General features: G+C 62.2%; 11 protein-coding genes. 4 read left to right on the top strand and 7 right to left on the bottom strand.

Going from position 1 to position 13,321, the window contains the following annotated elements; translation table 11 throughout:
- Position 1: 1 nt before the first annotated feature.
- On the bottom strand, positions 2-259 hold the full coding sequence (locus tag V3587_RS21130; protein ID WP_003943196.1) for a WhiB family transcriptional regulator: 258 nt from the start codon (positions 257-259) through the stop codon (positions 2-4).
- A gap of 19 nt (positions 260-278) precedes the next feature.
- Positions 279-809 (bottom strand): HNH endonuclease, encoded by a 531-nt coding sequence (locus V3587_RS21125; protein WP_099697175.1) that lies wholly within the window; start codon positions 807-809, stop codon positions 279-281.
- Positions 810-1,144: 335 nt separating this feature from the next.
- Between V3587_RS21125 and V3587_RS21120 the strand changes: the two genes are divergently transcribed.
- Positions 1,145-2,155, top strand: a complete 1,011-nt coding sequence (locus V3587_RS21120; RefSeq protein WP_064113627.1) for a threonine aldolase family protein — start codon at positions 1,145-1,147, stop codon at positions 2,153-2,155.
- 1 nt (position 2,156) lies between these two features.
- Here the strand turns inward: V3587_RS21120 and V3587_RS21115 are convergent, their stop codons facing one another.
- Positions 2,157-3,011, bottom strand: coding sequence for an LLM class flavin-dependent oxidoreductase (locus tag V3587_RS21115; protein WP_030536134.1), 855 nt, complete (start codon positions 3,009-3,011; stop codon positions 2,157-2,159).
- A complete protein-coding gene (locus tag V3587_RS21110) occupies positions 3,008-3,871 on the bottom strand; it encodes a patatin-like phospholipase family protein (protein ID WP_058038372.1) in 864 nt (287 codons plus the stop codon). Before V3587_RS21110 ends, V3587_RS21115 begins: the two co-directional genes overlap by 4 nt.
- A gap of 54 nt (positions 3,872-3,925) precedes the next feature.
- On the opposite strand from V3587_RS21110, the gene V3587_RS21105 reads away from it, so the two are divergent.
- Both V3587_RS21105 and V3587_RS21100 read left to right on the top strand, forming a co-directional pair.
- Complete coding sequence (locus V3587_RS21105; RefSeq protein ID WP_064113626.1) at positions 3,926-5,611, top strand: dihydroxyacetone kinase family protein; 1,686 nt, start codon at positions 3,926-3,928, stop codon at positions 5,609-5,611.
- A 101-nt stretch (positions 5,612-5,712) separates the two neighbouring features.
- A complete protein-coding gene (locus V3587_RS21100) occupies positions 5,713-7,335 on the top strand; it encodes a long-chain fatty acid--CoA ligase (protein WP_283377139.1) in 1,623 nt (540 codons plus the stop codon).
- A gap of 86 nt (positions 7,336-7,421) precedes the next feature.
- On the opposite strand, the gene V3587_RS21095 is transcribed toward V3587_RS21100, so the two are convergent.
- The 3 genes from V3587_RS21095 to V3587_RS21085 are packed head-to-tail and all read right to left on the bottom strand — an operon-like array spanning position 7,422 to position 10,045.
- Positions 7,422-8,048 carry a TetR/AcrR family transcriptional regulator gene (locus V3587_RS21095; protein ID WP_051649542.1) on the bottom strand — a complete coding sequence of 209 codons (627 nt, stop codon included), beginning with the start codon at positions 8,046-8,048 and terminating at the stop codon, positions 7,422-7,424.
- A gap of 13 nt (positions 8,049-8,061) precedes the next feature.
- Positions 8,062-8,823, bottom strand: coding sequence for a 3-hydroxyacyl-CoA dehydrogenase (locus tag V3587_RS21090; protein WP_003942978.1), 762 nt, complete (start codon positions 8,821-8,823; stop codon positions 8,062-8,064).
- A 28-nt stretch (positions 8,824-8,851) separates the two neighbouring features.
- Entirely contained in the window at positions 8,852-10,045 is a 1,194-nt protein-coding gene (locus V3587_RS21085; protein ID WP_283377138.1) for a thiolase family protein, read from the bottom strand.
- A gap of 368 nt (positions 10,046-10,413) precedes the next feature.
- On the opposite strand from V3587_RS21085, the gene lanKC reads away from it, so the two are divergent.
- A complete protein-coding gene (gene lanKC / locus V3587_RS21080; RefSeq protein WP_283377137.1) occupies positions 10,414-12,996 on the top strand; it encodes a class III lanthionine synthetase LanKC in 2,583 nt (860 codons plus the stop codon).
- The last annotated feature ends 325 nt before the right edge of the window (positions 12,997-13,321 follow it).

Here is a 13,321-nt window from a genome sequence, read left to right as displayed (position 1 = left end):
CTCACGCCGCGACGATCCTGCCCTGCTCGAACTTCACTCCTCCCCAGATTCCGGTCTGGCCAGTGGCAGAGGCGAATTCGCGACACGATTCCGCAATCGGGCACCTGTTGCACACGTCGGTCGCGTAGTCGTATCCCTCGGACGGAAAGGGAAACCACCGGTCCGGCTCGGGGTCTCCTCGGCATTCCGCCTGCCACCACGTCCGGTCGTCCGAGATCGGCAAAAGCTCAGCCAAATTGGAGATTTCGTCAGCGCACATCACTGGCTCCCTTCGACTGTCACGTCCGACTCAATTCACGCCAGATCTCCTGCTGCACTTTCTCGATGCGCCGAGGTGCCTTCGGCTCCCACAGCAGCCGCATACCGGCCTCGGCCGGAGTGCGATCCGCCTTGCGCTGATTGCAGGAACTGCAGCACGCCACCAGATTTCCCCACGTGTTGGGCCCGTTACGGCTCCGCGGCTGGACATGGTCGATGGTCGTTGCCCGGGCGGCGCAGTACGCACATTGACGACCGTCCCGGTCGAAGACACCGGCAAAAGTGGCCCGACTGGAATCGGTGACCGTCACCCGGTGAGCAACGTACACGTACTCGGCGAGCAGGATCGTCCTCGGAAGTGGGATTTCGACGTGCTTGGAGCGCACCGGAAATATCGGGGTCACGTCTTCGGTGGACTGCGCGGAGCCGGTGGCGATCAGGACGACCGCACGATCGGCGCTCACTTCACCGAGGTACTCGTACGTGGCGTTGAGTACCCGGACGGGGCGGTTCATCCAACTGTGAGCAAGTGCGCGGTTCGGGTTCCGCATGAGAGTTCTCAGTTCGTGTCGAGGAGTGAAACTCCTGGACACGAAGACGGGTCAGGAGCAAATGCAAGAAATGGGGAACGGCATATATCCAGCGCCGCTCTGTTCCCCGAATGCGGGATGGGAAATACCGCGGGGTGAGTGCCCGCGCAGGTGCAACGCTTGCTTCCAGTCGCGCATGCCTGTCCCCTTCCACTTCTTGTTCTCGTCACCGGCTATTGCCGACGCTCATCATCACACGGAAGGCATCCTCAGCGATATCGATTTATCAGGCCGGAAGAGCCGTCCTGGAAATACCGCGGTTTGACGCCGGAACACGCGGCTTGATCGAATGAGCCATGACTTCGTCGTACATCGACCTACGCTCGGACACCGTCACCAAGCCTGATGCGGAGATGCGGAAGGCGATGGCCGACGCCGAGGTCGGTGACGACGTCCTCGATCACGACCCGACCATGGCGGCGCTCGAGGAAGAGGTGGCGCACACTCTGGGTTTACCGGCGGCACTGTGGGTGCCGAGCGGATCGATGGGCAACCTGATTGCGCTGATGCTGCACCTTCACCGCGGCGATCAGTTCCTGGCACCGGAACACTCTCACGTCTTGGGCTCCGAATTGGGCACCGCTGCCTGGCTCGCCCAGGGAATGCCGATGGCGTTGCCGCACGACGGCGGACCCGGACGTCCCACCCCCGAGACTGTTGTGAAGGCGGCGGGCTCCCCCGGCCCGTACTTCGCGTTGAACACCACGCTGCTCTGTCTCGAGAATACTCATAACTTCGCCGGCGGTGCCGTCATGAATCAGACCGAATGGACGAAGCTGGTCGACGCAGCGCGATCACGCGGCTTGAAGATTCACCTCGACGGCGCCCGTCTCTGGAATGCCGCTGCTGCACTCGATGTTTCGCCCACCGAATTGACTTCCGGCGCCGATACCGTTCAGGTGTGCCTGAGTAAGGGACTCGGTGCGCCGGTCGGCTCGATACTCGCCGCATCACCCGAATTGATCACCGAAGCCCGAAGGATCCGCAAGATGCTCGGCGGCGGCGTTCGTCAGGGCGGAGTGCTGGCCGCAGCCGGCATCGTCGCGTTGCGCTCACAAGCTCGCCTCTCCGACGATCACGACAACGCGCAGCGCCTCGCGTCGGGGCTTCGTGAACGCGGTTGGGCCGTCGACGAACCTGCCACCAACATCGTTCTGGCCGCGACAGCTGATCCGTCGGTCACCGTTGCTCAGCTCGCCGCTGTCGATGTCGGCGCGGTCACCGTTGCCGGGAAGGTTCGGTTCGTGACACATCGCGACGTGAGCACTGCCGACATCGACGCGGTTCTGTCCAGAGTAACCTTCTGAACTACGCCACCAGGGGTTGAACCTCCTGCGCGACAAAGCGAATGAACTCGCGGACATCCGGCTCGTCAACAGTCGGTTGGAGTACCACGGTGGTTGCACCTGCTGCAACCCATCGCCGTGTTGCTGCCGCGACTTCGGCCGCGTTGCCCACGGCAATCGCATCCTCCGGCGACTCGCTACCGGACGCTGCGGCCTCGGCAAGGGCGCGCTCACGACCGCCGGAACCGAAAGCACAGATGACGTAGACGACGACCTCGTGATCCGACGCCCCGATGTGAGCGATCGCCCGACGCACGCCGTCCGGGGTCGTCCCACCCGAGAGCACGGTGCCCTGCGCCAACTCGCCACTGAGCGCCAAAGTCTTTGGCCCCGTGGCGCCGACGAGCAACTGCGGCACCGTCTCCGGTGGCCACGCCAGCGTGACGTCCGTGAGATTCACGTATCGACCGGACACCGTCACCGACTCACCGCCCAGTAGCCGCTCGACTGCTCCGAACTGCTCCCGCAGGAGGGTCAACGGCGATTCGGCTTTGGCCCCGATCTGCCGCATCCAACTCTGAACGCCGTGACCGAAGCCAACCCGTAGTCGATCCGGATGAACTCTGGCCAGCGCTGAAATCTCCATCGCCGTGATCGCGGTGTTGCGCATCGGGGTCGGCAGCACACCGATCGCCACACCCACGCGATCGGTCTCAGCCAATACAGTTGCAGCAGTGGCTATTCCTCCGCCGAAGAAGCAGTCTTCCCACAACCAGACCTCGTCGATACCGACTTCGTCTGCATACCTGGCATGTCGAACCAGATCTTCCGGAGATTGCTCCGGGCGCACGACGACGGCAATCCGTGCGGCGCTCATGCCGTCACCAGAAACGCGGCGATCTCGTCGGCGGTTCGACGGCCCTGTTCGCGGCCGAGTTCGGCTGCGGGGCGCCTGGTTGTCGGTGAAAGCGAGTTCGTTCCGATCGCTTCGACGACGGCGTCGTCGGCGAAGACAGGCAGCACGGGCAAGGGCGTCATCACGTCGATTTCCTCTCGTAGACTGCCGCCCAGAAGATTCGGGGCGGGGTCGGCTGCGGGTGAAAGAACCACGACCACATCGCAGTCGGCAGCCAGATGAACATTCGAGCCACTCGCCATTCCGCCGTCCATGTACCGCTCGCCCTCGATCACGACTACCGGCCACACCCCTGGTACGGCGCAACTTGCTCCGACTGCGTCGATCAGTTCTACGCCGTCAGCGTTGCCGAACACCCTCAACTCACCGGTCTGTGCGTTGATCGCCGGGATGCGCAACTCCCGGTCGGGCCACAACCGATTGGGCAGCCTCGCCTCGATGACCGCGCGACGCACGGCAGGTTCGACGGTATCGGCTCTCATCGCTGCTTCGCCGAGCAAACGGAGCTGCTCGGCCCGGTCCTGCGATCCTGCGATCGCGTCGACGAACATCTGACCGAGTACCTCGACATCGACCTTCGGGTCGAGCTCCCCGGTGGCCTCCGCTGTTTGTGCGTCGAAAAGCTCTTGCAGTGTCACGCCGCTCGCTATCTGAGCGCTCACCGTGGAACCTGCGGAAGTGCCGATCAACACGTCCGCCGTCAGCAGCGCAGCGGCAGTGTCCGGTGATTTGTCCTGAAGGCCCAACAGAAAACCTGTTTCCCAGGCGATTCCCGCAACGCCGCCACCGGCAAGTACCAACCCCAATTTCACGCCGTCCACCTCTCGTCGATCGTGATCCGTGCCCGAAGTCGACGTTAGACCTACTCTGAAGTGATGTTCATGCGCAGCGCAAAGACATTTGTTCCCGACGCACTCCGTGGGTTGATCGCATCCACCGACGACATCGCGTGGAATCCCGACCCTGGGTACCTCACACGCGCAAGGCCACTTCCCCGCGGACGGGTCGCGCTCGTCTCCGGCGGCGGTTCAGGCCACGAACCCATGCACGCCGGATTCATCGGCGAAGGAATGCTCACAGCCGTCTGCCCCGGATTGGTCTTCAGCTCACCCAATGCACTTCAGATCCACGAGGGATCCAAGGCTGCCGACGCCGGCGGCGGCGTCCTTCACATCGTGAAGAACTACACCGGCGACGTGATGAACTTCGGTATCGCCCGAGAGTTGCTACGCGAGGACAAGATCGATACGGACGTCGTCCTGGTCGACGACGACGTCGCGACCGAACGCGCAGACGGCAGTGGCCCGGGGCGACGCGGTACTGCGGCAACCATCGTGGTGGAGAAGGTCTGCGGCGCATCCGCCGCCCGCGGCGACGACCTGGCCGAGGTGACCCGGGTCGGACAACACGTCGCGCACTCCGCTCGGAGCATGGCCGTCGCCCTTCGCCCATGCACTTTGCCGGGGGCTGACGAGCCGTCGTTCGACTTGCCGGCGGGTCAGATGGAACTCGGTATCGGCATCCACGGCGAACGCGGCACAGAACGCGTGGACGCCCTGCCCGCACCGGAATTGGTGCGGCGGCTGACGGACCCGATCATCAAGTCCCTGAGTCTCGCCGAAGGCGACCGCGTCATCGCCGTCGTCAACGGTCTCGGCGCCACCCACCCGCTGGAGTTGCAACTTCTGTTCGCCGAACTCGGAGATTATCTGGACGAACAGGGAATTCACATCGAGCGGACACTGATCGGAACCTTCGTCACTGCATTGAACATGGCAGGCGCGTCCATCACCCTTGTTCGCACAGACAAAGAAATCCTCGAATTATGGGACGCACCAACAAAAGCGCCCGCCTGGCCGAATGCTATAGCGCGTGAGTACACCGGCATGGGCACGCGCGAATCTTTCGGTCCCACATTCACACCCGACACCTCACGCACCGCCGAAAGCAGCTTCGTCGGAAGCTGGATTGCGGACTGGGCCGAGAAGGTACTGGATCAGGAACCGGCACTGACCGATCTCGACCGACGAGCGGGCGACGGCGATTTCGGGACCAACATGGTGGCCGCACTGGATCAACTCGACATCTCGGCGATCCGTGACACGTACTCCACCGCAACGATATTCGATGCAGTCTCACAGGCGTACCTCGGCCACGCCGGTGGCACCTCCGGCGCATTGTTCGGCATCTGGTTCCGGCATTTCTTCCGCGTTGCCGCAGACTCGGCGGACTCCGAACTCGACCTCGGCGCGATCGCGGCTGCAGCGCGAGCGGGACTCGACAACATCACCTCGCTCGGCGGCGCACGCGTCGGCGACAAGACGATGGTCGACGCGATAGTTCCGGCGGTCGAGTCGTTGGAGCAATCCGTGAGCTCGGAAGCCGATCGAGATGCTGCGCTGGCGAGCGCAGCGGAAGCCGCAGCGGCCGGGGCGGAGTCGACCGAAACCATGCTCGCGAACCGCGGACGTGCAAGTTATGTGGGCGAAGCCGCTCGCGGAGTAGTCGATCCGGGAGCGCTACTCATAGCGTGGTTCTTCGCCAGTGCAGTGGGTCACTAGCGAGCACTTCGGGGCTGTGACTAATCTGGCAGCCACAGCACATCGTTTGTGACGGCCCGTGGGCAAAAGCACCGGTCTCACACACCACACAGGAGCAGCCCATGCTGAGCACCATGCAAGACGCCCCCCTCTCCATTGCTCAACTTCTCCGCCACGGTGCCTCCGTTCACGGCGCTTCCGAGGTTGTCACGTGGACCGAGTCCGGCCCGCGCCGTGTGTCCTACGCTGACGTCGGCAAGCGCTGTGCTCAGCTTGCGCACGCCCTGCGCGGGCTCGGCGTCGAGGGCGACGAGCGAGTCGCCACGTTCATGTGGAACAACTCCGAGCACCTCGAGACGTACCTGGCGATCCCCTCGATGGGCGCTGTGCTCCACACCCTGAACATTCGTCTGTTCCCCGAGCAGTTGATCCATGTCGCCAATCACGCCGAGGACCGCGTGATCATCGTCGACCCGTCCCTGATTCCGCTTCTCTCTCCGCAGCTTCCGTCGCTGACCACCGTCAAACACATCGTCGTCACCGGCTCCTCCACTGCAGGACTCGAAGCTCCCGAGGGAGTGCAGGTTCACACCTACGAGGGCTTGATCGCCGATCAGCCCACCGAGTTCGACTGGCCCGAGGTCGACGAGCTGAGCGCTGCCGCAATGTGTTACACGTCCGGCACCACGGGTGACCCCAAGGGCGTCGTCTACTCCCACCGTTCGATCTACCTGCACTCCATGCAGGTCTGCATGAGCGACGGCCCCAACCTCGCGCAGGGCGATCGTGCACTCGCCGTGGTGCCTCAGTTCCACGCCATGTCGTGGGGACTTCCCTACGCCGCATTCATGATCGGTGCTTCGCTGATCATGCCCGACCGCTTCCTCCAGCCTGCCCCGTTGGCTGCGATCATCGCCAGCGAGAAGCCGACGTTCGCCGCAGCCGTCCCCACCATCTGGCAGGGCCTGCACCTCTACCTCGAGCAGAACCCGCAGGACATCTCCTCGATGCGCGAGGTTCTGATCGGTGGGTCCGCGGTACCGCCGGCCCTCATGCACGCATTCGAAGCCGACCACAACGTCTCCGTCCTGCACGCCTGGGGCATGACCGAAACCTCCCCACTCGGATCCGTCGCCCGCCCGCCGGCCGGTGTCACCGGCGACGCGATGTGGAAGTACCGCTACTCTCAGGGCCGCTTCCCGGCATCCGTCGAGGCACGTCTCATCGACGACGACGGCAAAGTTGTTGCACACGACGGCGTTTCCGTCGGCGAGCTCGAAGTGCGCGGCCCCTGGATCACCGGGTCGTACTACGGCGTCGATGCGGAAGACAAGTTCAACGACGGCTGGCTCAAGACCGGTGACGTCGGATCCATCACGGCCGACGGCTTCCTGAGCCTGTCCGACCGCTCCAAGGACATCATCAAGTCCGGCGGCGAATGGATCTCCTCGGTCGACCTCGAGAACGCCGTCATGGGTCACCCTGACGTCACCGAAGCTGCCGTCATCGGCGTGCCGGACGAGAAGTGGGACGAGCGCCCGTTGGTTGCGGTTGTTCTTCGCGCTGGTTCCGAAACCACCATGTCCGAACTGCAACAGTACCTTTCGGACAAGGTTGCCAAGTGGCAGCTGCCCGAGAACTGGGCCGTGGTCCAGGAAGTCCCGAAGACGAGCGTCGGCAAGTTCGACAAGAAACGCCTTCGCGCCGACTACCACGAGGGCGGACTCGAAGTTACGCGACTCTGACACCGAGTGAATGCCGAAGTATGAATACTGAAGGTGGGCAACAGGTTTTCGACCTGTTGCCCACCTTCGTTCACGAGCGATGCACTTTACGGCCGATAGCCGACCGTGTGAAAAGCGATGTCGACGTACTTCTGCGCCAATTGCGACGGTGACATCGGACCGCCGGTCTGGAACCAACGCGGCAGTGACTGCGCCATACCGAGTATTGCCCGGACGGTCTCTTCGGTATCGGTGACCGCGAAATCTCCCGATGCCACACCGTCGTCGACGATCCTGCGCATCAGCAACTCGAGCCGCTTACGACTGGCGGCGTATCGACTTCGGCTTTCCGGTGAGACATGCCGGATCTCGGTGTCCAACGCAGCATGCCGCGACCGGTGGGTCATATAGAGAACTATCGCCTCCACCACCAAGGCGAAGCGTCGTACCGGATTTTCGCCGGCCTCCGCTTCTGCCGCTTCGGTTCTGGTATTCAGCTCACTCATCGAGACCTCGAACAAAGCGACGAGAATTGCCTCTTTGTTCGCGTGGTGATAGTAGAGCGCGGGAACGGTTACCCCGACACGATTGGCAATCTGGCGCACCGTCGTGCCGTGGTAACCATTCTCGTCGAACAGCTCGAGCGAAGCCATCAGGATGTCGGTCATCACCAGCGGCGGGAAGGACCTCCAGTCCACTGCCACCGAGCTCACCGACTCCACCTCGCCAGTCATGTGATAGCCGAAATTACCGCGGTGCCATACGGATTGCACCGTCGAGGCGGATCGTCTCACCATTGAGCATGGGGTTGGAAACGATGTGCGCAGCAAGCGCGCCGTACTCGCTGGGATCACCCAGGCGAGAGGGGTGAGGCACCTGCTGACCCAACGACGCCTGGGCTGCTTCGGGCAGTCCGGCCAGCAACGGGGTCTTGAACAAGCCTGGTGCAATGGTGTTGACGCGGATCAGCAGCGACGCGAGGTCACGGGCGATGGGAAGCGTCATACCGACGACACCGCCCTTCGACGCGGAGTACGCAGCCTGCCCGATCTGGCCGTCATACGCGGCGACCGAAGCGGTGTTGATGATGACGCCGCGTTCACCGTCGATCGGCTCGGTCTTCGAAATACGTTCCGCAGCAAGACGAAGGACGTTGAAGGTGCCGATCAGATTGACGTCGATGACCTTCTTGAACGCGTCGAGCGGGAAAGCGCCCTTCTTGCTGACCGTCTTGACTGCGTTGCCGATTCCGGCGCAGTTGACTGCCACGCGCAGGGGTCCGAGGGACTCGGCCACGTCGAGTGCAGCGGTGACCGCAGCCTCGTCGGTGACGTCTGCCGCCGCGAAGCGGACCCGGTCGCCGAGTTCCTTGGCGATGGCTTCACCGTTGGACGACGGAAGGTCGATGATGACGACGCTGGCGCCGTCGGCAAGAAGGGCTTTGGTGGTGGCCAGGCCGAGGCCGGATGCTCCACCGGTGACGACGGCGACGCTGTCGTTGACGATCATGAGAGTTCCTTTCGAAAGGTTATGTGTTTCAGATGCGTTCGATGATGGTGGCGTTGGCCATGCCGGCGCCCTCGCACATGGTCTGCAATCCGTAGCGTCCGCCGGTGGCCTCGAGGTGGTTGACCATCGTGGTCAGCAGTCGAGTACCCGAGGACCCCAGGGCGTGTCCGAGGGCAATCGCGCCGCCCCACGGGTTGAGCTTTGCCGGGTCGGCGCCGAACTCGTGAGCCCAGGCGAGTGGAACGGGAGCGAAGGCTTCGTTGACCTCGTAGGTGTCGATGTCGTCGATGCTCAGACCCGCGCGAGCGAGCACCTTGTGGGTGGCTGGGATGGGTGCGGTGAGCATGAAGATCGGGTCATCGCCCGCAACGGAGAAGGAATGGAAACGAGCTCGCGGCGTCAGCCCCAGCTTCGACGCCATTTCTTCGCTCATGATCAGTGCTGCGGACGCGCCGTCGGTGAGCGGCGACGAGTTACCGGGAGTGATCGACCACTGCGCCTCGGGGAAGCGCTGCGCGTACTTCTCCGAGTAGAACGACGGCTTCAAACCGGCGAGTCCCTCGACGGTAGTAGACGCGCGAACCGTCTCGTCGACGATATGCGAGACGGTCTCACCGGCGGCGTTGGTCACCGAGATCGGCAGAATCTCCTTGTCGAAGAGCCCCTTCGCCGCTGCCTCTGCTGCCCGCTGGTGGGACTGCGCGGAGAATGCGTCGAGAGCGTCGCGGTCAAGCTTCCACTTGGCGGCGATCAATTCTGCAGAGATTCCCTGGTTGACCAGGCCTTCGGGGTAGCGAGCCGCGACGCCCGGACCGGAAGCGTCCTTCCCCATCGTCGTGGTACCCATCGGGACACGACTCATGGATTCGACGCCTGCCGCGATCACGATGTCGTAGGCCCCGGCGATCACGCCCTGCGCCGCAAAGTGCGCAGCTTGCTGACTTGATCCGCACTGGCGATCAATCGTGGTGGCGGGTACCGACTCGGGGAACCCTGCCGACAGGACCGCGCTGCGGGTGATGTTGAGCGCCTGCTCACCGGCCTGGCCGACGCAACCGCCGATCACGTCGTCCACCAGGGCGGGGTCGAGGCCGTTTCGCGAGGTGATGGAACGCAGAACGTGGGCCATCAGTTCGACAGGGTGCGTCCCGGACAGTGCTCCGCCCGGCTTTCCCTTGCCGGACGCGATCCGGACTACATCGACGATCACTGCCTTGGTCATCTTCGTTCCCTTCGAGGACGTGCATTGCTGGGGCGGTCCGGCACCCGAGTTTCGTGGCGCCGGGTACCGGACCGAGATCGAGGGAGCACCCTGACTTAGCGCTCGCTAAAGAACTACCACCGACTTGATCCTCTCGTCAACAGGGGGCCTCCGAACTCGAAACAAATGCGGCCGACTAAAAGCTGGGCGATCAGTGACCTCGCCTGGCCCACGCCATTCATTAGTACTTTCGAATGATAGGTTTTCAATCTTCGCCCGAAATGTCCGGAATCGGATAACCTTCCGCCACAAGCAATCCAAGCCACAGGGGATTCGGGGCGTGGCACCAATCGATGACAACCGCAGGGGGACTGACCGGGAGGTTTGGCGTGGACCTGCGATACGTTGCCTTCACGCGTGCCGACCCGCATTTCTACGACCGAATCAGAACGGTCACCCGACCAGATACATCAACTGACCAGCACTTTATCCCCGCGGAGTCGGTGGATTGGTCGCTCTGGCGGCGCGGTCCCCAAAGTGGACCGTGGAACTACTTCCAACCGCCCGACGGTCTGCTGCCAGAACAAGGATGGAAGATTCACTGCTCCGCTACCCGAGCCAACGCGCAGGAGCTGCTCGATACCGTTTCCGTGTATTGCGGTCACAATCATGTGCCGTTCAAATTTCTTCGGACGGCAGCAGACCTCATGTTGTCCAACAGCAAGCAGGCCAATCGAACTTCCAGCGGAAAATTCATCACGATCTATCCGGCGGATGGTGTTGCCACACAACGTGTCATCACCGAACTGGACAAGCTTGTCACCGGTGCCGACGGGCCGTACATCCTCAGCGATGTGCGATGGAACCGGGGACCGCTCTACTTACGGTACGGCGCGTATCTGCCCATGCAGACCTACGATTCATTCGGCGATCGCGTCCCCGCAATTCGGCGTCCTGACGGATCGCTCGAACCCGATGTGCGCGGCACTTCCTTCAGAACTCCGGACTGGGTACAAATCCCGGACTTCGTTCGCGCGCAGCAAGACAAGCTGAAATCACACGACGAATTCCCCTATTCGATCAATGAAGCCCTGCACTTCAGCAACAGCGGGGGGATCTACTCCGCGTTCGACGACGCCGGCATCGATCTGGTCATCAAAGAAGGCCGTCCCTTTACCGCCCCGGACGCAAACGGCCGGTACGCAATCGACCGCATCCGTAACGAGTACGACAAGTTGACTCACCTTGCCGACAACCCGTACACACCTTCTGCCATCAGCTTGTTCGAGCGCGAGGGACACCACTTCCTTGTCACCGAGCGCGCTGCCGGCACTCCACTGAATCAGGAAGTTGCGCTCCGCCACCCACTGATACGCGCCGACCAGACACTCAGTTCCCGAACGGAATACAGAACCTGGGCACTCGACATTGCACAACAGTTGACTACCGCAGTCGAGAGCTTCCACAACGCCGGAATCGTTCATGCCGATCTTCACCCTGGCAACGTCATGTGCTCACCGTCCGGTATTCGGATCATCGACTTCGAGATGGCCCACAACATCGACGAGCATCCGCCCCGGTCCACCGGAGCCCCCGGATACACAGCACCTCGACAGTTGACAGGAATCGCGGCGGATCGATACTCGTTGGGCTGCATCGAGCTGGGACTCTTTGTTCCACTTACTACATTGTTCCCTCTCGATCGCAACAAGATTCCCGAACTCATCGACTATGCGGTGTCTCGCTTCGATCTTCCTCGTGCCTTCGGTGCCTCGCTCTATTCGATGCTCGACGTACAGGCGCCGGAACCGGAGAATCGCCCGCATCGTTGGGACACGTCGCCCGGGGAAAACCTGCAACGGGCGGCCGCTCTATTGCGCTGCGGCATCCTCGCCTCGCTTGATCTCTCCCGCCCTGATCGACTCTTTCCCGGTGACATCGCCCAGTTCGAAGTGAACGGCTACGGCATTGCTCACGGCTCGTGCGGAAACCTGCTCGCCGATGTACTTCCCGCAGACACCTTGGAGTCAGTTCTGGAATGGACTGAACATCAAGTTGATTCGGATACTCAACCAAAGTTCGGCTTCTTCGACGGGCTCGCGGGTGCGGTGCATACCTTTCGGCATCACGGGCGACATTCGACAGCCGACAGGTGGGTCGAGACTTTGCGTCGAGCCCCACTCGACGACATCGACTCCAGCCTTTTCAGCGGCCTTTCCGGAATCGGTTGCCTCCTACTCGAGGAATCGGTTTCACGACCGACTGTGTCACCCACTCTCGCTGTCGTGACCGAGACTCTGCGCGAACGAATTTCAGCTGCTCGCTTGCATGTCCGCGACGCCGGCGGAACACCTTGGGCAGTGGCCGGCCGAGGTGGGCTGATGCGGGGACCGAGCGGACAAGCACTGTTCTGGACTCGCCACTACGAACTGAGTGGTGATCCTCGATCGCTGGAACACGCACGCGAGCTCGTCGACATCGATCTGTCTGTGATGTCGATGTGCCCTGACGGGTCGATGCAGCTGAGAGAGGAGCGCCGGACGATGCCGTATCTCGGATCCGGGTCTGTCGGTGTGGGCCTGGTACTTCTACAACTTCTGCGCCATATCGACGAACCGCGTTACGCAGCTGCGGTGCGTGCGATATCCCGCGCCGCCACAGTCGAATTCACTGCCCAAGCCGGACTACTCAACGGGCGAGCCGGGCTGATTCTCTTTCTCGGCGAACTCTCCAAGAGTCCATATGCCGGCGCCGATTGTGAGCAGACGCTTGCCCAGCAGTTCCAGCTTCTGGGCTTGCACAGCCTCAATCACGCAGGAGGACTGCACTTTCCAGGTGAACAGAACCTGAGACTCTCGACAGACTGGGCAACCGGATCTGCAGGAATACTGGCGTTGCTCCGATATACCGGATCGGCAACTGCCCGACAGTCGTTTCCACTGATGTGCGCGTCGAACTGCCACATCTCCTAGTTGTTCGGAAAGTTATCACCCCGGAAGATTGGAGCACAGAAGCATCAGGCCAAAAACCTGAAATGGAATCAGCACCGCAAGACAATTCGATCGATCAAATCCATCGGTAAACATGCCGATCAACAAAGGAAATGACAATGGACGCTATTCTCTCCCTTCAAGATCTGTCAGTCGCCGCCGGCAACGTCGGAGATGCAGGCCAGCTCGAGCAGAACGCGGCAATCAGTTCGCTCAGTTTCTTCTGCCTCTGACCTCAGGCCGATACCTCGGAGCAGGTCCGGGGTATCGGCTTTCGGAATCCGTGCGGATCATCAGACGAACAATA

Source organism: Rhodococcus sp. IEGM 1306 (assembly GCF_036541985.1).
GTDB lineage: Bacteria > Actinomycetota > Actinomycetes > Mycobacteriales > Mycobacteriaceae > Rhodococcus_F > Rhodococcus_F qingshengii.
The sequence above is the reverse complement of the archived record's forward strand: the minus strand, read 5'-3'. Positions and strand labels throughout refer to the sequence as shown.